Source organism: Luteimonas sp. e5 (assembly GCF_054031035.1).
The window spans coordinates 57753-79119 of the sequence record NZ_JBSTRX010000004.1; the positions used below are offsets into that span (position 1 = coordinate 57753).

Annotated in this window: 24 protein-coding genes; 13 read left to right on the top strand and 11 right to left on the bottom strand. The window is 67.4% G+C overall.

The genetic code is table 11. The features are described from left to right. Nucleotides 1-44: 44 nt before the first annotated feature. The 13 genes from ACW11F_RS11885 (at nucleotide 45) to ACW11F_RS11945 (ending at nucleotide 11270) form a co-directional block, all read left to right on the top strand. Entirely contained in the window at nucleotides 45-758 is a 714-nt protein-coding gene (locus ACW11F_RS11885) for a response regulator transcription factor (RefSeq protein WP_456997154.1), read from the top strand. A gap of 17 nt (nucleotides 759-775) precedes the next feature. Then, a complete protein-coding gene (locus ACW11F_RS11890) occupies nucleotides 776-2053 on the top strand; it encodes a sensor histidine kinase (RefSeq protein ID WP_456997156.1) in 1278 nt (425 codons plus the stop codon). Nucleotides 2054-2131: 78 nt separating this feature from the next. After that, a complete protein-coding gene (locus ACW11F_RS11895; RefSeq protein ID WP_456997157.1) occupies nucleotides 2132-3694 on the top strand; it encodes an efflux RND transporter periplasmic adaptor subunit in 1563 nt (520 codons plus the stop codon). Further along, nucleotides 3691-4404 (top strand): ABC transporter ATP-binding protein, encoded by a 714-nt coding sequence (locus ACW11F_RS11900; protein WP_456997159.1) that lies wholly within the window; start codon nucleotides 3691-3693, stop codon nucleotides 4402-4404. The genes ACW11F_RS11895 and ACW11F_RS11900 overlap by 4 nt, the downstream gene beginning before the upstream one ends. Beyond that, entirely contained in the window at nucleotides 4401-5633 is a 1233-nt protein-coding gene (locus ACW11F_RS11905; protein WP_456997160.1) for an ABC transporter permease, read from the top strand. The genes ACW11F_RS11900 and ACW11F_RS11905 overlap by 4 nt, the downstream gene beginning before the upstream one ends. Before the next feature lie 126 nt (nucleotides 5634-5759). Further along, nucleotides 5760-6146 (top strand): diacylglycerol kinase, encoded by a 387-nt coding sequence (locus ACW11F_RS11910; protein WP_456997161.1) that lies wholly within the window; start codon nucleotides 5760-5762, stop codon nucleotides 6144-6146. Between the two features lie 18 nt (nucleotides 6147-6164). Then, on the top strand, nucleotides 6165-6914 hold the full coding sequence (locus ACW11F_RS11915) for a TerC family protein (RefSeq protein ID WP_456997162.1): 750 nt from the start codon (nucleotides 6165-6167) through the stop codon (nucleotides 6912-6914). A 96-nt stretch (nucleotides 6915-7010) separates the two neighbouring features. Further along, nucleotides 7011-7619, top strand: a complete 609-nt coding sequence (locus ACW11F_RS11920; protein WP_456997164.1) for a LemA family protein — start codon at nucleotides 7011-7013, stop codon at nucleotides 7617-7619. A gap of 16 nt (nucleotides 7620-7635) precedes the next feature. After that, on the top strand, nucleotides 7636-8559 hold the full coding sequence (locus ACW11F_RS11925) for a TPM domain-containing protein (RefSeq protein ID WP_456997165.1): 924 nt from the start codon (nucleotides 7636-7638) through the stop codon (nucleotides 8557-8559). After that, nucleotides 8559-9053: a TPM domain-containing protein gene (locus ACW11F_RS11930; RefSeq protein WP_456997166.1), complete on the top strand. Its 495-nt coding sequence runs from the start codon at nucleotides 8559-8561 to the stop codon at nucleotides 9051-9053. Before ACW11F_RS11925 ends, ACW11F_RS11930 begins: the two co-directional genes overlap by 1 nt. 38 nt (nucleotides 9054-9091) lie before the next feature. Continuing rightward, nucleotides 9092-9979, top strand: coding sequence for a prolipoprotein diacylglyceryl transferase (gene lgt / locus ACW11F_RS11935; RefSeq protein WP_456997168.1), 888 nt, complete (start codon nucleotides 9092-9094; stop codon nucleotides 9977-9979). After that, the gene (locus ACW11F_RS11940) at nucleotides 9979-10773 is read left to right on the top strand and encodes a thymidylate synthase (RefSeq protein ID WP_456997169.1); all 795 of its coding nucleotides are present in this window, start codon (nucleotides 9979-9981) and stop codon (nucleotides 10771-10773) included. The genes lgt and ACW11F_RS11940 overlap by 1 nt, the downstream gene beginning before the upstream one ends. Nucleotides 10774-10775: 2 nt before the next feature. After that, a complete protein-coding gene (locus ACW11F_RS11945; protein ID WP_456997248.1) occupies nucleotides 10776-11270 on the top strand; it encodes a dihydrofolate reductase in 495 nt (164 codons plus the stop codon). Nucleotides 11271-11279: 9 nt separating this feature from the next. On the opposite strand, the gene ACW11F_RS11950 is transcribed toward ACW11F_RS11945, so the two are convergent. From ACW11F_RS11950 to ACW11F_RS12000, 11 genes are all read right to left on the bottom strand, one after another. Further along, nucleotides 11280-11930 (bottom strand): DUF1287 domain-containing protein, encoded by a 651-nt coding sequence (locus tag ACW11F_RS11950; protein ID WP_456997170.1) that lies wholly within the window; start codon nucleotides 11928-11930, stop codon nucleotides 11280-11282. Continuing rightward, entirely contained in the window at nucleotides 11930-12751 is an 822-nt protein-coding gene (locus tag ACW11F_RS11955; RefSeq protein ID WP_456997171.1) for a symmetrical bis(5'-nucleosyl)-tetraphosphatase, read from the bottom strand. Before ACW11F_RS11955 ends, ACW11F_RS11950 begins: the two co-directional genes overlap by 1 nt. Before the next feature lie 10 nt (nucleotides 12752-12761). After that, complete coding sequence (apaG, locus tag ACW11F_RS11960; RefSeq protein WP_456997172.1) at nucleotides 12762-13145, bottom strand: Co2+/Mg2+ efflux protein ApaG; 384 nt, start codon at nucleotides 13143-13145, stop codon at nucleotides 12762-12764. A 60-nt stretch (nucleotides 13146-13205) separates the two neighbouring features. Continuing rightward, nucleotides 13206-13997: a 16S rRNA (adenine(1518)-N(6)/adenine(1519)-N(6))-dimethyltransferase RsmA gene (gene rsmA, locus ACW11F_RS11965; RefSeq protein WP_456997173.1), complete on the bottom strand. Its 792-nt coding sequence runs from the start codon at nucleotides 13995-13997 to the stop codon at nucleotides 13206-13208. Next, nucleotides 13994-14335 (bottom strand): tRNA-binding protein, encoded by a 342-nt coding sequence (locus ACW11F_RS11970; RefSeq protein ID WP_456997174.1) that lies wholly within the window; start codon nucleotides 14333-14335, stop codon nucleotides 13994-13996. Before ACW11F_RS11970 ends, rsmA begins: the two co-directional genes overlap by 4 nt. Then, complete coding sequence (gene pdxA / locus ACW11F_RS11975) at nucleotides 14332-15327, bottom strand: 4-hydroxythreonine-4-phosphate dehydrogenase PdxA (RefSeq protein WP_456997175.1); 996 nt, start codon at nucleotides 15325-15327, stop codon at nucleotides 14332-14334. Before pdxA ends, ACW11F_RS11970 begins: the two co-directional genes overlap by 4 nt. Before the next feature lie 2 nt (nucleotides 15328-15329). Beyond that, complete coding sequence (locus ACW11F_RS11980) at nucleotides 15330-16655, bottom strand: peptidylprolyl isomerase (protein ID WP_456997176.1); 1326 nt, start codon at nucleotides 16653-16655, stop codon at nucleotides 15330-15332. After that, entirely contained in the window at nucleotides 16652-19099 is a 2448-nt protein-coding gene (lptD, locus tag ACW11F_RS11985) for an LPS-assembly protein LptD (RefSeq protein WP_456997177.1), read from the bottom strand. The genes ACW11F_RS11980 and lptD overlap by 4 nt, the downstream gene beginning before the upstream one ends. A gap of 110 nt (nucleotides 19100-19209) precedes the next feature. Beyond that, nucleotides 19210-20133: a histone deacetylase family protein gene (locus ACW11F_RS11990; protein WP_456997178.1), complete on the bottom strand. Its 924-nt coding sequence runs from the start codon at nucleotides 20131-20133 to the stop codon at nucleotides 19210-19212. Further along, complete coding sequence (locus ACW11F_RS11995; protein ID WP_456997179.1) at nucleotides 20130-20687, bottom strand: cob(I)yrinic acid a,c-diamide adenosyltransferase; 558 nt, start codon at nucleotides 20685-20687, stop codon at nucleotides 20130-20132. The genes ACW11F_RS11990 and ACW11F_RS11995 overlap by 4 nt, the downstream gene beginning before the upstream one ends. A 3-nt stretch (nucleotides 20688-20690) precedes the next feature. After that, nucleotides 20691-21287, bottom strand: a complete 597-nt coding sequence (locus ACW11F_RS12000; protein WP_456997180.1) for a hypothetical protein — start codon at nucleotides 21285-21287, stop codon at nucleotides 20691-20693. Nucleotides 21288-21367: the final 80 nt, after the last annotated feature.

The window sequence follows — 21367 nt, forward strand, 5'->3', positions numbered from 1 at the left end:
CACTTCGCGCCCGGATCATTTCACAAAGCTGAAAGGAGCCCCGCATGCGCAATCCACAGGAAAACTCCGGTCTGGTCCTGATCATCGAGGACAACCGCAACATCTCGGAAATGGTCGGTGAATACCTCGAAACCAAGGGATTCGAGATCGACTATGCCGCCGACGGTCTGGACGGTTTCCGTCTGGCCTCGGAAAACACCTATGACGTGATCATCCTCGACCTCATGCTGCCGCGCATGGACGGTCTGGAGGTGTGTCGCCGCCTGCGTGAGGAGGCGCGGCGCTCGACCCCGATCCTGATGCTCACCGCGCGCGACACGCTGGATGAAAAGCTCACCGGCCTGTCGGTGGGTGCGGATGATTACCTGACCAAGCCGTTCGCGATCGAGGAACTGGAAGCGCGCCTGCGCGTGCTGATCCGTCGCGAACGCCGCCAGGTCGGCTCGGAGGTGCTCAAGGTCGGCGATCTGGTGCTCGACCCCTCCAGCCTGCGCGTGACCCGCGGCGGCACTGAACTGATGCTCTCGCCGATCGGCCTCAAGCTGCTGACCATCCTGATGCGCGAATCGCCGCGCGTGGTCAGCCGGCAGGAGATCGAGCGCGAGATCTGGGGCAACAGCCTGCCCGATTCCGACACCCTGCGCAGCCATCTGTACAACCTGCGCAAGGTGATCGACAAGCCGTTCGATCGTCCGCTGCTGCATACCGTGCAGAGTGCCGGTTACCGGGTGGCGGACATCGAGCAGCCGCCGGCCTGAGGGGCCGGCCCCCGGACATGGCGCCGCAAAAAAGCCTCTCGCGCAAGATCCGCTGGATCTTCATCCTGCAGGGGCTGATCGCCTCCGTGCTGGTCACCGCCGGTACCTTCTACGGCAGCATGTTGCTGCGTGATTCGCTGCTCAAGCAGCGACTGGTCAATGAAGTCGACCGCACCTGGCAACTGCTGGCGCAGGACCCGCGCGCGCGACTGGCCGAAAGCGCGACCATCCGCAGCTATTTCGTGCCCAGCGGGGCGATGCCGGATGCCGTGCCGCCGCAACTGCGCGCGCTCTCGCCGGGCCTGCACAACGTGCATGACGGCGATTGGCGCGTGGCCTATGTCAGCCAGCGCGCCGAGGGGGTGGTGTTCGTGCAGGCCGCACCCGGGGCCACCGATGGCCTGGTGGCACGCGTCGCAGTGCTGGCGGCGCTGCTTTCGGTGCTCAGCGTGATCCTGCTCAGCCTGCTGGGCTATCGCCGCTGCAAACGCATCGTGGCCCCGATCTCGCGCCTGACCGACCGGGTGCTGGCCTGGGATCCACGCCGCGATCAGGTGGTCGACTATGACGTCGCCGAACTGGGCGGCGAGGGCACCTATGAGGTCGATCACCTGGGTGATGCGCTGACGCGGATGTCGCGGCGCATGCTGGATCATGTCGAGCGCGAGCGTGACTTCACCCGCGATGCCAGCCACGAGCTGCGCACGCCGGTGAGCGTGGTGCGCGTCGCCAGCGACCTGCTGGCCAGCGAAGACCTTTCGCCGCGCGGCGAGCGATCCCTGCGCCGCATCCGCGATGCCACCGGCGACATGCAGGAACTGATCGATGCCTTCCTGATCCTCGCCCGCCACCCCGACGTGCCGGTGGAAAGCGAGCGCGTGCGGGTGCAGGACGTGGCCCACGAGGAAGCAGCCAACGTCGAATACTGGCTGCAGGGCAAGGATGTGCGCATGCTGGTGCTGACCACCGCCGATCCGTACATCGAGGCGCCGCCGCGCGTGCTCGGGGTGATCATTTCCCAGTTCCTGCGCAATGCCTGCCGTTTCACCGAGCAGGGCTCGATCGAACTGGAAGTGCTGGCCGACCGTCTGGAAGTGCGCGATACCGGCATCGGCATGGATCCGGAGACGCTCGCGCGGGTGTTCAACCCGTTCTGGCGTGCGGACATTTCGGATCACACCGCCAAGGGCATGGGACTGACCGTGGCGCAACGGCTGGCGCAACGCTTCGGCTGGGATATCCAGCTGCGCAGCCAGCCGGGGCATGGCACGGTCGCCGTGCTGAAATTCGCCTGAGCCGGTCAACCGCGCCGCGTGACAGGCGTTGATGGCTTCTGATGCCCGCCAGGGTGCCTTTTGCCTGCCTCATTGCCCATGTCCACGCCTTCGCGCAAACCTGTTTCCCGCCGTCGCCGCCGCAGCTGGCTGGCACCGGCCATCATCGCCCTCGTCGTGCTGGTCGCTGCCGGCATGTGGTGGAACAAGCGCAAGGATGCGACCAGCGAGGATGGTTGGCGCACCAGTGCCATCGAGCAGGGTGACATCCGCGTCTCGATCTCCGCCACCGGCACGCTGTCGGCGATTTCCACCGTCATCGTGGGCAGCCAGATTTCCGGCCTGGTCACCGAGGTGCTGGTCGATTTCAACAGCCCGGTGAAGAAGGGTGACGTGCTCGCGCGCATCGACCCGAGCACCTACGAGGCGCAGATCGCGCAGGGCTCGGCGGCGATCGCCAGTGCCAATGCCAGCCTGCGCCAGGCCGAGGCCGCGCTGGCCAATGCCCGTGCCGATTACCGGCGCAAGGCGGCACTCGGCGATCAGCAGCTGGTCGCGCGCGGTGACGTGGATACCGCACGCACCGCGATGCAGCAGGCCGAGGCGCAGGTCAACTCGGCGCGTGCGCAGATCCGCCAGCAGACCGCCTCCACCCAGACCACGCGCCTCAATCTCGGCCGCACGGTGATCCGCTCGCCGGTGGACGGCGTGGTGTTGACGCGCAAGATCGAACCCGGCCAGACCGTGGCTGCCAGCCTGCAGGCGCCGGAGCTGTTCACCATCGCCGAGGACCTGGCGAAGATGAAGATCGAGCTGGCGGTGGACGAATCCGACATCGGCCAGGTCAAGGCCGGGCAGGGCGTCAGCTTCACTGCCGATGCCTTCCCCGACCGCCAGTTCCGTGGCGTGGTCGAGCAGGTACGGCTGGCGGCGACCAGCACCAGCAACGTGGTGACCTACCCGGTGGTGGTGACGGTGGACAACCACGATGGCACCTTGCTGCCCGGTCTGACGGTGAATGCCGAAATCGAGGTCAGCAAGCGCGAGGGCATCCTCAAGGTGGCCAACGCCGCATTGCGCTACAAGCCGTCCGAAGAACAGCTCAAGGCGATGGGCCTGGATCAGGGCGGTGCCGGCGCGGCACCCAATGCCGCGGCACGCGGCGGGATGAGCGATGAGTGGCCGCGCATCGCCGCCAGCCTCGACCTGGAGCCCGCGCAGCAGGCGGCTTTCGACCGCACGCTGGAGCAAATGCAGGCACGCCAGGCCGAGCGCATGCAGGCGATGCGCAGTCAGGCCAGCCAGCAGCAGGGCAATCGCGTCATGGGAGGTGGCGGTGGCGGCATGCGCATGGTGATGCGCAGTGGTGGTGACGCGGCGATGCAGGCGCAGATCCGCAATCGCATGCGCGAACGCATGCGCGAGGAGTTCGCTCCGTTCCGCGCCACCCTCGACGATGAACGACGCGCGAAATGGGACAGCGCGGTGGATGCGCTGTTGAATGCCCGGCGTGCCCCGCTGTACCTGCTGGCCGATGGTCAGCCGAAGATGGTGATGGTGCGCATCGGTGCCTCCGACGGCAGCAGCACCGAGGTATCCGGCAACATCCAGGCCGGCGATCTTGCCATCACCGGCGAGCGCGCGGCCACGGGGCGCCCGTGAGCCCGGCGCCCGCTGCCAACAAGCCGCCGGTGATCGAAACCCGCGGCCTGCGCAAAGTCTATGCCGAGGGCACCCAGGCCGAAGTGGTCGCGCTCAAGGGTGCGGATCTGGTCATTCCCGATGGCCAGTTCATCGCCATCATGGGACCGTCGGGTTCGGGCAAGTCCACGCTGATGAACCTGATCGGCTGTCTGGACACGCCCAGCAGCGGGGTCTACGCCTGCGATGGCATCGACGTGTCCACGCTGGATGCCGAGGAACTGGCCGCGCTGCGCCGCGACAAGATCGGTTTCGTGTTCCAGGGCTTCCACCTGTTGCCGCGCATGAGCGCATTGGACAACGTGGCGATGCCGCTGGGCTACGCCGGGGTGAGCCCGGCCGAGCGTCGCGAGCGTGCGCAGGCGGCGCTGGAAGCGGTCGGCCTCGGCGATCGCAGCCATCACAAGCCGAACGAGCTTTCCGGTGGCCAGCAGCAGCGCGTGGCGATCGCCCGCGCGCTGATCAACCAGCCGCCGATCCTGCTCGCCGACGAGCCCACCGGCGCACTCGACAGCCGCACCGGCGAGGAAATCCTCGCCCTGTTCAAGCAGTTGCGCGACCAGGGCCATACCGTGGTGCTGATCACCCATGATGCGCACGTGGCCGAGCATGCCGACCGCATCGTGGTGATCCAGGATGGCGAACTGCATTCGCTGGAGCGTGCGGCATGAACTGGCTGGATGTGCTGCGTACCGCGTTCCACGCCCTGCGCGGCAACTGGATGCGCAGTGCGCTGACCTCGCTCGGCGTGATCATCGGCATTGCCGCGGTGATCGTGATGGTTTCGGTTGGCCAGGGCACGCAGCAGGAAATCGACAAGCTGGTCTCGGGACTGGGTTCGCAGCGCCTGGACATCTCGCCCGGCGGCCGCCGCGGGATTGGCGGTGCGCGCATGAGTGCGTCCAGCTTCTTCACCCTGACCGAGGGGGATGCGCAGGCGATTCGCGACGAAATCCCCGAGGTGCAATACGTCGCCGGCGCATTGCGCGGCAACACCCAGGTGGTGTTCGCCGAGAACAACGCCGCCACCAGTTGGCAGGGCGTGCAGCCGGATTTCTTCACCATCAACAGCTGGGAACTGGCCTCGGGCAACCTGTTCGAGCCGCAGGACTACAGCGGTGCGGACAAGAAGGTGATCCTCGGCGATACCGTGCGCCGCGCCCTGTTCGGCGATGAGGATGGCATCGGCCAGACCATCCGCCTCGGACGGGTGCCGTTCGTGGTCGTCGGCACGCTGGCGGCGAAGGGGCAGGGTGGCTTCGGTCAGGATCAGGACGATGTGGTGATGGTGCCGCTGGAAACCGGACGCCGCCGGCTGATGGGCAACATGGGCCTGCCGCCAGGCACGGTGATGCAGATCGCGCTGACCGTGGGTGACGCGCGCGAGCTGGATTACGTGCAGGGTGAAGTCGAAGCGCTGCTGCGCCAGCGCCACCGCATCCGGCCGGGTGACGAGGACGATTTCAGCGTGCGCAACATCAGCCAGATCGTCGCCACGCGCACCGCGACCACCAACCTGATGTCCAAGCTGCTGGGCGCGGTGGCCGGCATCTGCCTGGTGATCGGCGGCATCGGCATCATGAACATCATGCTGGTCTCGGTGACCGAGCGCATCAAGGAGATCGGCCTGCGCATGGCGGTCGGCGCCGGCCCATCCGACGTGCGCCGCCAATTCCTGATGGAGGCGATGCTGATTTCGCTGATCGGCGGGGTGATCGGCATCCTGATCGGCATCGTCGGCGCGCTGCTGGTATCGAAGTTCAGTGACCTGCCGACGGCGCTCAATGCGCAGGTGGTGGGCCTGGCGGCGGCCTTCTCCATCATCACCGGGCTGTTCTTCGGCTACTACCCGGCGCGCAAGGCCTCGTTGCTGGACCCGATCGAGGCGCTGCGCCAGTAACCGCGGCGACCCCCGGCGCCGCCGTCATGCGGGCGCCGATCGTGCACGCTATGGCAAAATGTGCGCTTGTCCCCGGAACCGCCATGCCTGCCGATTCCCGCCCCCGTTCGCAACGGAGCCTGCCGCGTGGCTGACAGCTACGGGCATATGCCGCGTGGGCCGCGGCGCATCCTCGCCGCCACCCGCTGGTCGTTGCAGGGCCTGCGTGCGGCGTGGCTGCACGAATCCTCGTTCCGCCTCGAGGTGGTGGCGCTCGCGGTGCTGGCACCGCTCGCCCTGTGGCTGGGCCAAGGCGGCGTCGAGCGTGCGTTGTTGCTGGGTGCCCTGCTGCTGGTGCTGGCGGTGGAGCTGGTCAATTCGGCGATCGAGGCGGTCATCGAGCGCTTCGGCCCGGAGTTCCACGAGCTCGCCGGACGTGCCAAGGACATGGGCTCGGCGGCGGTGTTCGTGACCATGCTCAACGTGCTCGTGGTCTGGGGCTGCATTTTGCTGCCGCGCCTGATGGCGCGCTGATCGCACAGGAAATCGACGATGGATTTCAGTTTTCTCGCTTCCCCCGATGCCTGGCTGACCCTGGTCACGCTGTCCGCGCTGGAGATCGTGCTCGGCATCGACAACCTCGTGTTCATCTCGATCGCGGTCGGCAAGCTGCCCGAGCACCAGCGCCCGCTGGCACGCAAGATCGGCATCGCGGTGGCCTGCATCACCCGCATCGCCCTGCTGGTGATGCTGGCCTTCCTCGCACGCATGCAGAACGACCTGTTCCACCTGTTCGGCATGGGCATCTCGGTGCGCGACATCATCCTGGTGGTCGGCGGCGCGTTCCTGCTGATCAAGGGCATGATGGAAATCCGCGAGCTGATTTCCGGCGGCGAGGACGAGGACCCGCGCACCTCCAAGGCCTCCGGCGTGTTCTGGGTGGTGATCGCGCAGATCGCGGTGATCGACATCGTGTTCTCGCTGGATTCGGTGATCACCGCGGTCGGCATCGCCGAGCACATCCCGATCATGGTGTTCGCCATCCTGCTGGCGGTCACGGTGATGCTGCTGGCGGCCAATCCGCTGGGTCGCTTCATCGACGACAACCCTACGGTGAAGATGCTGGCGCTGGCCTTCATCCTGCTGATCGGCGTGGTGCTGATCCTGGATGGAGTCGATGTGCACGTGCCGCGGCCGTACATCTACTTCGCGATGGGCTTCTCGGTGATGGTGGAGTGGCTGAACCTGCTGATGCGCCGGCGCGCGATCGCGCGCCGGGTGCCGGGCGCTGGGCGCTGGTGAACCTGCGCGGGCGCGTTTTTCACTCCATTTGAACGGCACCGGCGGCACCGTGAACACCTGTACACGGCGCTGCCGTTCCCCGATGTGGAGATTCCCATGCATGTGTTGCGATTGCTTGCCTTGATCCTGCTGGCCTCGTTGCTTTCCGGCTGCGGCTACAACGAGATCCAGCGCAAGGACGAAGCGGTGAAGGCTGCCTGGTCGCAGGTCCTCAATGTCTACAAGCGCCGCGCCGACCTGGTGCCCAACCTGGTCAACACGGTGAAGGGATACGCCGCCCACGAGGAGCGGGTGTTCACCGAAGTCACCAATGCGCGGGCACGGGTCGGCAGCATCAACGTCAATGCCGATGACGCGCAGTCGGTGCAGCAGTTCCAGCAGGCGCAGGGCGAGCTCAACGGCGCCATCGGCCGCCTGTTGCTGGTGGCGGAGAACTATCCGCAGCTCAAGGCCGACCAGAACTTCCTGCAATTGCAGGCACAGCTGGAAGGCACCGAAAACCGCATCGCGGTCGAACGCCAGCGCTACATCGCCGCGGTGCAGGATTACAACACCTACATCCGCAGCTTCCCGCAGAACCTGGTCGCGATGATGTTCGGTTACAAGCAGAAGCCGAACTTCAGCGTCGACAACGAACAGCAGATCCAGCAGGCACCGACGGTCGATTTCGGTGGCGCCGCGCCGGCGGCCACGCCGGGCGGTTGAGGGCGGGAGCCCGCCGATGAGCTGGTGGCGGCGTCTGGCGCTGCTGTGTCTGGTACTGCTGGCCGCGGGCGCGGTGGCACAGTCGGTGCCGATCCCGCAGCTGGAGCGGCATGCCACCGACCTCAGCGGCACGCTGGATCCGGCGCGGATCGAGGCGCTGGACGCGCAGCTGGCACAGTTCGACCGCGAAAGCGGCAGCCAGCTGGTGGTGCTGGTGGTGTCGAGCACCGGCACGTTGCCGATTTCCGACTATGCCCTGCAGGTGGCCGAGCACAATCGCATCGGGCGCCAGCAGCAGGACGATGGCGTGTTGCTGGTGGTGGCCCGGGACGACCGCCGTGCGCGCATCGAAGTGGGCTACGGCCTGGAGGGCGCGATCCCCGATGCCACCGCCAGCCGCGTGATCCAGGAATACATGGTGCCGCGCTTTCGCCAGGATGATTACGAAGGCGGCATCGAGGACGCCACCGCCACCTTGCAGAAACTGATCCAGGGCGAAGGCCTGCCGGCCCCGGTCGCCGGCCATCGTCCTGGCCCGGACAGCGGCGGGGACTGGCTGTTCGCCCTGTTCGCCGCCTTTGTCGTCGCCCAGCTGCTGCGCGTGGTGTTCGGCGCTCTGCCGAGCGGCGTACGTGCCTTGCTGACCGCCGGTGGCGCCGGCGGCATCGCCTGGGCGCTGTCCGCGGTACTGCTGGTGGGCGGCATCGGTGCGCTGATCGGCTTTCTGTTCGGGCTTGCCGGTGGCGGCGGTGGCCGCTATGCCGGGCCGGGCGGCTGGGGCGGCTTCGGCGGCGGGCCTTCCAGTGGCGGTTGGGGCGGTAGCAGTCGCGGCGGTGGCTGGGGCGGTGGCGGCTTTGGCGGCGGAGGGTTCGGCGGTGGCGGCGGATTCAGTGGCGGCGGCGGCTCCTTCGGGGGCGGTGGCGCCTCGGGGAGTTGGTGATGAAGCGGATCCTGCGCCATCTGTTCGCCACCCCGACCAGCCGCGTGTTTCCGGCCGAGAGCCTGCGCCGCATCCATGACGCGATCGCGCACGACGAGCGGCGCCACCGCGGTGAAATCCGCTTCGCGGTGGAATCGGCCCTGCATTGGCGCGACGTGTGGCAGCGGGTCGATTCGCGGCAGCGCGCCGAGGAGACATTCGCGCGGCTGCGGGTCTGGGACACCGCCGCCAACAGCGGTGTGCTGCTGTACCTGCTGCTGGCCGATCATCGCATCGAGATCATCGCTGACCGCGGCCTCGACGGGCAGGTCAGCGCCGAACAATGGCGCGGCATCTGCGCGATGATCGAGGAGCGCATGCGCGCCGGTGAGCCTGAAGCGGCGGTGCTGGCCGGCGTCAGCGCCATCGGCGACCTGCTGATCACGCATTTCCCGCAGCGCGATGGCGAAGCGGATGTCGACGAATTGCCCAATGCGCCGGTGATCCTGCGCTGACTCGGGCAAAATAGCCGCTTCGCGCATTGGAAGCCCTCATGCCCCTGTATCTGCACCAGCTCGACCCGGTCGCGCTCCAGCTCGGCCCCCTGAAGATCCATTGGTATGGCCTGATGTACCTGGCCGCCTTCCTCAGCGCGTGGTGGCTGGGCCGGCGCCGCATCCGCCAGGGGCGGCTGCCGGGCATCGGCGAGAATGCCTTCGGCGACCTGCTGTTCTACGGCATGCTCGGCGTGGTGCTGGGCGGGCGCCTGGGCTACATCCTGTTCTACGACCTGCCGACTTACATCGCGGATCCGCTGCAGGTGTTCAAGCTCTGGGAAGGCGGCATGAGCTTCCATGGCGGCCTGCTGGGGGTGCTGGTTGCGGCGCTGTGGTGGGCGCACAAGCAACGCCTGCACTTTTTCGACGTGGTCGATTTCGTCGCCCCGCTGATTCCGCTGGGGCTCGGTTTCGGTCGCCTTGGCAACTGGATCAACGGTGAGCTGTGGGGCAAGCCGACCGGCGGCGACTGGGGCGTGGTGTTTCCGCACGCGCTGCCGGCCGAGATCGCCCATCTGCCGGCCAATTCGCTGCGCATGATGTTCGAGGGCGGGGCGCTGAACGCCTATGCGCGGCATCCCAGCCAGCTGTACCAGATGGCGTGGGAGGGCATCGTCATGTTCATCCTGCTGTGGTGGTTCTCCTCCAGGCCGCGGCCGCGTTATGCGGTATCCGGCCTGTTCGCGCTGCTGTACGGGGCGTTCCGTTTCGCGGTGGAATTCGTGCGCCTGCCCGATGCGCAGCTGGGCTACCTCGCCTTCGGCTGGCTGACCATGGGCCAGGTGCTCAGCCTGCCGCTGATCGTCCTGGGCCTGTACTGGCTGTGGAAGTCACGCACGCAGCCGACGCTGCAGCCGCGCCCGGGCATGGCGGAGCGGAACTGATGCGCCAGTATCTCGACCTCATGCAGCACGTGCTGGAGCATGGCATCGACAAGGCCGATCGCACCGGAACCGGCACCCGCAGCGTGTTCGGCTGGCAGATGCGGTTCGACCTGCGCCAGGGCTTCCCGCTGCTGACCACCAAGAAGCTGCATACGCGCTCGATCATCCACGAGCTGCTGTGGTTCCTGCGCGGGGAAACCAACATCGGCTACCTGAAGCAGCACAAGGTGTCGATCTGGGACGAATGGGCCGATGCGGAGGGTGAGCTGGGGCCGGTGTATGGCCGCCAATGGCGTGCCTGGCGCGGTGCCGATGGCCAGGTGGTCGACCAGATCCGCTGGCTGGTGGAGGAAATCCGCCGCAACCCGGACTCACGGCGCCTGATCGTGAGTGCATGGAACGTGGCCGAGTTGCCGCAGATGGCCCTGATGCCCTGCCACACGCTGTTCCAGTTCTACGTGGCCGATGGCCGGCTGAGCTGCCAGCTGTACCAGCGCAGCGGCGACATCTTCCTCGGCGTGCCGTTCAACATCGCCAGTTACGCGCTGCTCACGCACATGCTGGCGCAGGTGAGCGGACTCGGGGTCGGTGATTTCGTGCATACGCTGGGCGATGCGCATCTGTACAGCAACCATTTCGAGCAGGCGCGCGAACAGCTCTCGCGCCAGCCCGGCCCGCTGCCGCGCTTGCAGCTGAATCCGCAGGTCAAGGACATCTTCGGTTTCCGTTTCGAGGACATCGAGATCCTCGACTACCACCCGCAGGCCGCAATCAAGGCACCGGTGGCGGTGTGAGCGTGGAGCTGGCGCTGATCGCCGCACTCGACCAGGCGCATGCGATCGGACGCGACAACCAACTGCCCTGGCACCTGCCCGACGATCTCAAGCGTTTCAAGGCGCTGACTCTGGGCAAACCGCTGCTGATGGGGCGCAAGACCGCGCAATCACTGGGTCGTGCGCTGCCGGGGCGGCGCAATCTGGTGCTGACCCGCAGTGGCCGGGTGCCGTTTGCCGGCATGCAGGCGGTGGCGTCGCTGCAGGATGCACTGGCGATGGCCGCGGACGAAGGCAGCGCGCAGTTGTGCGTGATCGGCGGCGGTGAAATCTATCGCCTGACCCTGCCGTTGGCGAGCCGCCTGCATCTGACCTGGGTGCACGCGCGCGTGGCCGATGCCGATGCGCACTTCCCCGCCTTCGACCTCTCGCAGTGGCGCGAGATCGCGCGCGAGCACCATCCCGCCGACGAACGGCATGCGCATGCCTTCGACTTCGTCGATTACCAGCGCATCTGAATCACCCGATCACAGGCGCGGGCGGAAATGCCCGCTCACCGGCCAGGCCTGCAGCACGTCCTCCTCGCGCACGCCGCGGTTGATGTTGTGCAGGATCAGTGGCGTGCCATCGGCACGCCTGCGGTCGGAGACGATGCCGATATGCGGGGCGCCGCCGGGCAGGCGCCAGGTGACGAGGTCGCCCGCGCGGTAGTCTTCGCCGGCGGCAAGCTGCCACTGCTGACGGGTGAACCAGGTTTCCAGATTGGGCACGCGGCGGTGGTCGATGTTGCGGTCGGGATGTTGCAGGCCCCAGCGCTGCCGATACAGGTCGAAATGCCGGCGCATGTCCTCGTGCACGGCTTGTTGCAGGTCAAGCCCCTGGCTGCGCAGGGCACGGATCACCACGTCCGTGCATACGCCCAGCTCGGTCGGCACGTCGCCTCCCGGATAGTCCAGGCGCCGGTACGCGGGGTCGTAGCGCACGGTCACGCCGATCTGGGTGCGCGCGGCCTCGACCCATGCCGGCACGGGTTCGACGCGGGTGACGGGTGCCGCGGCCGCCAGCGCGACCGGGTGGGCGCCTGTGGCGAGCGCGGGTGGCGGGCTTTCCCGCGAACAAGCGACCGCGGCGATCGCCAGCCACGGCAGCAGCACCGTGCGCACCCGCGCCCGGTTCATCAGGGCGTGCGTCCGGCCACCTGCACCAGGTGCAGGCCTTCGCCATCCAGACGCAGCGCGGTGAGCTTGCCGCCCCACACCGCGCCGGTGTCGATGGCGGCGATGCCATGGCCGATCATCAGGCCGAGCGTGCTCCAGTGACCGCAGACGATGTCGAGCTCGCGCTCGACATGCCCGGGCACCGAGTACCACGGATACAGGCCGGGTGGCTGGCTGCCCGGCGCGCCCTTGATGTCGAAGGCGATGCGCCCACGCGGGCTGCAGTAGCGCATGCGGGTGAATATGTTGATGATCGCGCGCAGGCGGTCGATGCCGGTCAGCCGCGGGTTCCAGCCCGGACGGTCGCCGTACATCGCCTTGAGCAATCTTCGATGGTCGTCCCCGCGCAGGCGCTTTTCGACTTCGCGCGCATACCCCTGCGCCATCGCGATGGTCCACTGCGGGGCGAGCCCGGCATGCAGCATGCACCAGCCCAGTTCGCGATCGACGTGCATCAGCGGGCGCATGCGCAGCCAGTCCAGCAGCTCGCGCGCGTCGCCGGCTTCCAGCACCCGACGCAAGTCGGGATTGACCCGGCGCTGCTCCTCCGGGCGCCGCTCGCCGATCGCCAGCAGCGAGAGGTCGTGGTTGCCCAGCACCACCACGCTGTGTGCATCCAGCGAGTGCACCAGGCGCAGGGTTTCCAGTGACTGTCCGCCGCGATTGACCAGGTCACCGCAGAACCACAGGCGGTCGCGTGCCGGGTCGAACTTGATCGCATCGAGCAGGTGGCGGGTGGCGTCGTAGCAGCCCTGCAGATCGCCGATGGCCCAGACCGACATGCCCCGGCCCTCAGTGCAAGGTGCGTGGCGTGGTCAGGGTGAAGGCGGGGATTTCGGCGCTGAAGCGGGTGCCGTCATCGGCCAGCAGCTCGTAATGTCCATGCATGGTGCCGAGCGAGGTGCCGAGTACCACGCCGGAGGAGTATTCGAAGCCTTCGCCCGGCTCCAGCCGCGGTTGCTCGCCGACCACGCCTTGGCCGTGCACTTCCTCGACCTGACCATCGGCATCGGTGACCACCCAGTGGCGATGGGTCAGCTGTGCTGCCTGGCTGCCATGGTTCTCGATGCGGATGGTGTAACCGAACACCCAGCGCCCATCCTCCGGCGAGGACTCCTCCTCCAGATAACGACTGGCGACCTGGATGCCGATGGCATAGCGCTCTGGGTTGGACATGCCAGCGATTCTACGCAGATGACGTGAACAGGCGGGCAAAACCGCCGCAAACGGCCGTGCTCAGGCGAGGTTGGCCAGGCGCATGAAGCCGGCCACCGGTACCTGTTCGGCACGCATGCCCGGCTGCAGACCGGCGGCACGGATCGCCTCATCATCACGCAGGCCGTTGAGCGCGTTGTGCAAGGTCTTGCGGCGCTGGCCGAAGGCGGCGCGCACCACCGCGGCAAACTCGGCGCGATCATTCACCTCGATTTCCGCCGCAGGCCGCGGAACCAGGCGCACCACCATCGAATCCACCTTCGGCGCGGGCCGGAAGGCAGCCGGTGGCACGTGGATCAGTGGCGTCACCCGACAGTACGCCTGCAGCATCACCGACAGCCGGCCATACACCTTGCTGCCCTCGCTGGCGGCCATGCGCTCGACCACTTCCTGCTGCAGCATGAAGTGCATGTCGATGATCGCCGCGGCATGTTCCAGCGCATGGAACAGGATCGGGCTCGACAGGTTGTAGGGCAGGTTGCCGAGCAACCGGATCGGCCCGCCCAGCTCCTCCGCCAGGGCGCTGAAGTCGACCTTGAGCACGTCCGATTCGATCAGGCGCAACTCGCTGCCCTGTGCCGCGGCCGCGGCACGCAGCGGGGCGAACAGGTCGCGGTCGAATTCGATCGCGGTGAGGGTGCCGTGGCGCTGCAGCAGCGGCAGGGTCAGTGCCCCCTGGCCCGGGCCGATCTCGACGATGCGCTCGCCGGGCGCGGGCGCCAGCGCCAGCAGGATGCGCTCGATCACGTCGCGATCGTGCAGGAAGTTCTGCCCGAGATGTTTCTTCGCCGGTTGTCCGAAGTGCGCGCTCACAGCAGACGCGTCCCGGGCGCGATCTCGCCCTCGGGTATGCACAGGCGCACCGCGCCATCGGCGTCGTGGAACCCGGTCACCAGGCATTGCGACCGCACCGGACCGATCTGGCGTGGCGGAAAATTCACCACCCCGACCACCAGCCTGCCAAGCAGATCCTGCGGCGTGTAATGCACGGTGATTTGCGCGCTGGACTGCAGCACGCCGATTTCAGGCCCGAAATCGACCTTCAGCCGATAGGCCGGCTTGCGTGCTTCGGGGAAGGGCAGCGCCTCGATGATGCGGCCGACGCGGATATCGACCTTGAGGAAGTCGTCGAAGCTGATGGTGTCGTTCATGCCGCGGGTTCCCCGGTGGCGTTGCGGGTGCGTGCCAGCATGGCGCAGGTTTCGACCGCGGCAAACAGGCTCGACGGATCGGCGCTGCCGCGCCCGGCGATGTCCAGCGCGGCGCCATGGTCCACCGCCACCCGCGGAAACGGCAGGCCCAGGGTGATGTTGACCGCCTGGTCCAGGCCCGTCGATTTGAGCACCGGCAGGCCCTGGTCGTGGTACATCGCGATCACGGCATCAAAGCCCGGCAGCTTGTCGGGCAGGAACGCGCTGTCCGCCGGCAACGGCCCGATCAGCGCCATGCCCTCGGCGCGCAATTTTTCCAGCCGCGGGATGATGATTTCGATTTCCTCGCGCCCGAGGTGCCCGTCCTCGCCCGCATGCGGGTTGAGGCCGAGCACCGCGAGCCGTGGCGCAGGGATGCCGAAATCGTCACGCAACGCGGCTTCGGTGATGCGCAGTATGCGCTCCAGATGCTCGCCGGTGACCGCGTCGGCCACCTCGCGCAGCGGCAGGTGGGTGGTGACGAGCACCACGCGCAGGCCGGGCCGCGCCAGCATCATCGCCACCTGGCAGCCGGTGATGTCTGCCAGCAGCTCGGTGGTACCACTGTAGGCGATGCCGCCGGCGTTGATGCTGGCCTTGTGCGTGGGCCCGGTGACAAGGCCCTGGCATGTGCCCGCGAGGCAGGCGCGTGCCGCCGTTTCCAGTGCGGCGATCACCGCCGCCGCATTGGCCGGGTCGGGCCGACCGAATGGCGGCGGTGCGCCAGGCAACGGCACTGGCTGCAACGGCAGGTCACCGGGACGCTCGGCGCGTGCGTTCGCCGGCAGCAGGCGCAGCGGCAGATCCAGCACTTCGGCGGCGCGGCTCATGCTGGCCGGATCGGCGAAGGCGAGCAGTTCGCATCCGGGCGCGGGCTGCTGCGCGAGGCGCACCACCAGCTCGGCGCCGACTCCGGCAGGTTCGCCCGGAACCAGCGCCAGCCGTGGCCGCATGCTCAGTCCTCGTTGTCGTCCGTGCGCGCGCCGAGCACCGAATCGCTGCGAACGTCGACGTAGGCATCGCCGCGCAATTCCTGCAGGAAGCGGTTGTACTCGTCTTCCAGCTTGCGCCGGCCGATGGTTTCGCGCATCGCCGCACGTTGCTGGTCATCGCCGACCTCGGCCTGGCGCTTGGCGACCAGCTGGATGATGTGCCAGCCGGCGCCGGTCTTCAGCGGTGGCGTGACCTGGCCTTCGGCCAGTGCGGCGATCTGCGGCCCGAGCTCCGGACCGAATGCGTCGGCATTGATCCAGCCGAGGTCGCCGCCATTGTCGCGGCTGTTCGGATCCAGCGATTGCTCGCGCGCGATGGCGGCAAAATCGGCGCCACCGGCGACGCGGGCACGGATGGTTTCCAGCTTGGCGCGGGCCGCGGCGTCATCGCCATCGACCAGGATATGGCGCACGTGGTACTGGGTGAGCATGCCCGGCCCGGATTCGGCAGCGCTGCGCGTGGCGATCAGCTGGATCAGCTGGAAGCCGCTGGTGCCGCGGATCGGGCCGATCATCTCGCCCGGCTGCAGGCTCTTGACCATCTGCGCGAACGCAGGCGGGATTTCCGACTCCGGGCGCCAGCCGAGGTCACCGCCTTCCAGCGCGTTCGGGCTGTCCGAATAGCGCACCGCGGCGGCGCGGAAGTCCATCTCGCCACGATCGATCAGCCCCTTCACGCCTTCGATCTTGGTCTGCCCGGTTTCGATCTGCTCCGGGGTGGCGCCTTCGGGCAGGGCGACCAGGATGTGGGCGAGGTGGTACTGGGTACCACCACCGGCCGCCGCCTGCTGGCTGAGCGCGGCATTGACTTCCGCGTCGCTGACCTGGATGCGGCTTTGCGCGAAGCTCTGCTTCAGGCGCTGGATGGTGATCTCGTCACGGATGCTGCTGCGGAAATCATTGAAGTCCGAACCTTCGCTGGCGATCTGCGCGCGCAGCTGGTCGGGCGTCATGCGGTTCTGTTCGGCGATCGAGGCGACGGTCTGGTCAAGCTCCTGGTCGCTGACGCGGATGCCGGCCTCCTGTGCCCGCGCCACTTGCAGGCGGGTCAGCACCAGCCGTTCCAGGACCTGGCGCGCGAGCACGTCCGGCGGCGGCAGCTGGCCCGGGTTGTCGGCGTACTGGGCATTGATGTTGGCGATGGCGCGATCAAGCTCGCTTTGCAGGATCACGTCCTCGTTGACCACCGCAGCGATGCGGTCGATCGGCTGGGTGGCCTGGGCCAGCAGCGGCGAAGCGGGGATGAAGGCCAGCAGGGCGGCCAGCGCAAGGGCGCGGATTCGGGTCATGGCAGGGATGCGTCGGGAGGGTCGTTGTCCGGTTTGCCGACGCCATCGATGGATTGCGGCGGCACCAGATAGAGGTCGTCTCGGTAATAGCCGAGAATAGCACGGCGCAGGGCGCGCCTCGTGTCCTGACCGGCCGAGCCCAGGCCCTTGAACTCCAGCTCGAACATGATCGCGTTGTTGAGATCACCTTCGCGGTCGCGGATGTATTGGCGGGCGACCAGGCGCATCGCCACGCAGCAGCTGTCCCATTGCACGCCGGCCACCGTTTCCAGCGGTTTTCGATCCTTGATCGAGTAGTAATAGCGGCCAACCAGGCTCCATGCCGGATTGATCGGGTACAGGAAGGAGAAATCGGCCAGCTCCAGCAGATCGCGACGATAGCGGTAGCCGATGTTGACCACGCCATCGTCGCCGAGCAGGTAGCGCGCACGCAGCGAGGCGAGGTCCTGGCGGCGATATTTCGGGTCCCACTGGTAGGAGGCGCCAATCAGCCAGCGGTCGGAGGGTGCCCAGTTGGTATCCGCGACCCAGGCCGAGCGGCCGCGCTCGATGGTGCGCTCATGTCCCGCCGCCATGACGCGCACGTCATCCAGATAGTGGATCTGGCCGATGCTGGCATTGAAGCGTTCGAAGCCGTCGCGATCGCGCAGGATGCGAGTGGTCACCGCGGTGGTGATCTGGTTGGCATCGCTCTGCCGATCCGCGCTGGTGTAACGGTTGTCGCGGAACAACTGGCCCCAGCCGAAGGTCAGGGGCTGGGTATCGAACAATGGCAGCGCGTCCTGGTTGCGATAGGGCACGTTGAGGTAGAACAGGCGCGGCTCCAGCGTCTGCACATGGCCTTCGCCCTTGCGCTGGAATTCGCGGTCGAATTGCACTCCCGCGTCCAGCGAGAAGATCGGCAGGCTGCGCGAAGGCTGCTTGTCGAAAAATGCCGCGTCCATCCCGGGGTCGTAGGGAATGCCCTGGCTGCCGGCATCCGCGCGCGCGCGCTGCTCGGCGATTTGCCGCGCCAATGCATCATCCAGCTGGTAACGGGTATGGCGCCAGGCGAGCCTGGGCTCGATGAACCAGCTCGCGCCCTGCAGCGGCATGCTGATCCATGGCTTGAGGTCGAGGCGGTTGCCGCCGGGTACCGCGATCTTCGGGCCGATCGGGTTGAACTCGGCATCCAGCGCGCGCCAGCTGCTGTGGCGGAAGCGCACCGCCTCGCTGTCGATGCCGGCGCGCAGCAGGGTGCCGATCGGCTGCTCCCAGGACAGGTAGGCGCGTGGCAAGCGATCGAACGGCAGTGACAATTCGGTCAGGGTGTAGTCGGACAGCTGGTTGTGGTCGGCCATCACGCCCGCACTCCAGTGCCGGCCACGGCCATACACGCCGAGCACGCTGCGCGTGGTGTGCCAGGCGATGCCACCCAAGGCGCTGCTGGTGAAGTCCTCGAAATAGCGCGGATCGCTGAACTTCGCGACACTCGCGTTGAATTGCCAGTTCTGGCTCAGGTTCTGGTAACCGTTGTAGCTGAAGTAGGAACGCGAACGGTCACGCAGCTTGTCGTCCGGCATCCAGAACGCATTGAACTCGCCGGCACCGGCTGGCAGCAGATAGCGGAACTCGCTGCCCAGAGCCGGGCCGCGCTTGGTCATGATGCGCGGCGAGAGGGTCAGGTCGTAATTCGGTGCCAGGTTGAAGTAGATCGGCTGCTTGTAATAGAAGCCGTTGCGCCCGGAGTTGGAGATCGAAGGCATCAGCAGGCCGGTCTGGCGGCGCTCGTCGATCGGGAACTTGAACCACGGCATGTACAGCACCGGGATCCTGCCGACGCGGAAGGTGGCGTTGCGCGCCACGGCGAAGCCTTCGTCGGTATCGAAATCGATGCGATTGGCGACCAGCTTCCACTGCGGCTGCGAGGGCGGGCAGGTGCTGTAGCTGGCGCCATGCAGGCTGCCCACGTCGTCGCGCACCTCGATCAGGTCCGCGCCGCCGTTGCCACGGCGATCGGTCAATTGGTAGCGCAGGTTTTCCAGTCGATGGCTGTCTTCGTTCTGGTTGCCGCTGGCACGTTCGGCGGTGATGCGCATGCCGCTGTCCTGGAAGCGCACGCTGCCTTCGGCGACGTAGGTGCCGGCCTCGCTGTCGAAGGTGATGTTGTCGGTACCAAGGAACTGGTCGCCGCGGCGCAGGGTGACGTTGCCGCTCAGTACCGGGACTTCGTAGGTGCCGCTCTGTTCGTCACCCGCGAGCTCGGTATCCATCTGCCGGCGTGCTTCGCGGTCGGTGCGCAGGCGCGTGGGTGGCGGTGCGTCCGGGAATACCGGCACCGCATCCTCGGCCGGGCACAGGCTGTAATCCGGCTGCATTTCGTGCTCGTGCAGTTGCTGGGCGGTGGCCGGCAGTGCGCAGGCAATGGCGAAGGAAAGAGGCAGCAGTCGCAGTCGGCGGCGCACGTTGCGGATGATCCCGAGGCAGAGGCGGCGCCTAGCTTGACGCATTGGCACGGACCCGGCAATCACCCGCAGCGGGCGTGGTTCAGCCTGCATCATGGCACTCCGCGGGCTCAGGCGGCCAGTGCCAGCACATGCGCCACCGCGCACTCGGCGAGCGCGTCGAGGTCATAGCCGCCTTCGAGCATCGATATCACCCGTCCCTGTGCCGAGGCATCGGCGATGCGCAGCAGCGCTTCGGTCAGCCAGGCGAAATCCGCCGCCTCCAGCTCCAGTCCGGCCAGCGGATCGGCGCGATGGGCATCGAAGCCGGCGGAGATGAACAGCATGTCGGGTGCGAAATCGGCGATGTGCGGCAGCAGTTCATGCCGCCACACGCGGCGGAACTCGTCCGGGCCACAGCCCGGTGGCAGCGGCCGGTTGCGGATGTGGCCGCGCCCGCCGGCAATGGCGTCGCCCATGCCGCTGCTGGGGTACAGCCCGGCCTGGTGCGAACTGACGTAGAGCACGCGCGGGTCGTGGCGGAAGATGTCCTCGGTGCCGTTGCCGTGATGGACGTCGAAATCGATGATCGCCACGCTGCGCACCAGCTTGTCCTGCAGTGCGTGCGCCGCGGCCACCGCGATGTTGTTGAACAGGCAGAAGCCCATCGCGGTGCCGGCTTCGGCGTGATGCCCGGGCGGGCGTACCGCGCAGAACGCGCGCGAATGCGGTCCCTGCAGAGTCCATTCGACCGCGGCGATGCCGGCGCCGGCGGCACGCAACGCGGCCTCGGCACTGCCGGGCGAGCGCACGGTGTCCGGATCCAGCCATTCCGGCGTGTCGCAAGGGGTGTCCAGCACCCGGCTGATCAGTTCGCCGGCATGCACCTGCATCAGGTCCTCGCGCAGTGCGCGCGGCGCGTCATGCCAGTCCGCGCCGGGCAGGGCCTGATCGATGGCCTCGATCACCGCCTGCAGGCGGGCGGAGCATTCGGGGTGGCCGGGGCCGGTGTCGTGGCCCAGGCAGGCGGGGTGGGTATAAAGCTTGAGCGTCACCCGCGCCGCCGCTCGTGGTGCCACAGCACCTCGCCCTGGCCATCGGCGCGGGCCAGTACGCGCGACAGCACGAACAGCAGGTCGGACAAGCGATTGAGGTAACGGATGGCTTGGCCGCGCACCTCTTCCTGGCGTGACAGCGCCACGCTGATGCGCTCGGCGCGGCGCACCACGGTGCGCGCCAGATGGCAACGCGCCGCCGCTTCGCCACCGCCGGGCAGGATGAAGTCCTTGAGGGGCGGCAAGGCCTCGTTGTGGCGGTCGAGTGCGCGCTCCAGGTTGGCGACATCCTCGTCGTCGATCGCCGCATGTCCCGGGATGCACAGCTCGCCGCCGAGGTCGAACAGCTGATGCTGGATCGAGGTCAGCAGGCGACGGATCTCGGCATCGATGCCGGGACTGGCCAGCACCAGGCCGATGCAGGAGTTGGCTTCGTCCACCGTGCCATAGGCCTCGACCCGCAACGAATCCTTGCCGGTGCGGCTGCCATCGCCCAGGCCGGTGCTGCCGTCATCGCCGGTGCGGGTATAGATCTTCGACAGCCGGTTGCCCATGGCTCAGGCCCGCGCGACGGGCTCGTGGCGTGGCGTGGCCAGCGCACGAATGCCGAAATGGGCCACTGCGGCAAGCGCCACGTACATCGCGGTGCTGCCAAGGAACGGCCACAGCCAGTCGTTGTAGTTCTTCGCCCAGCCGGCCAGCGACTTGTTCGCCACCGCATCGCTGAGCCAGTAGAAGCCGCCCTGCGAGAACAGCTGGCACACGGCGACCGCGACGAACAGTGCGCCGGCCGCCTTGGCCAGCAGCAGCGGGGCGCTGCCGGACTGGCGCGAAAGCCACATGCCACCGGCCCACAGGCTGAAATAGGCCGGCAGCAGCATCCAGTAGCCCGGCGAGACGCAATAGTGGCTCCAGAAGCTGATGCCCTGGCGACTGATCACGAACCAGTCGACCGCGACGGCCAGCAGCATCAGCGCGGGGAAGGCCCAGCGCGTCGCATGCCGCAGCCAGAAGCCGCCGGCGAAGAACACCGCCCAGCTGGCATCGGGCACCACGGCGAAATGGTGCAGGCGGGTGGCGACCATCGCCAGCGCCAGCGCGGCGAAAATGGACAGGTTGATGCCGCGGCTGTGCGGCGCGCTTTGCAGGTTCATCGCAAGACTCCGTTTCCCGGCCCGCTGGCCGGCTCCATGCACAAGGCAATATGCCGATTCTATCGCGCCCGTTAGAATTC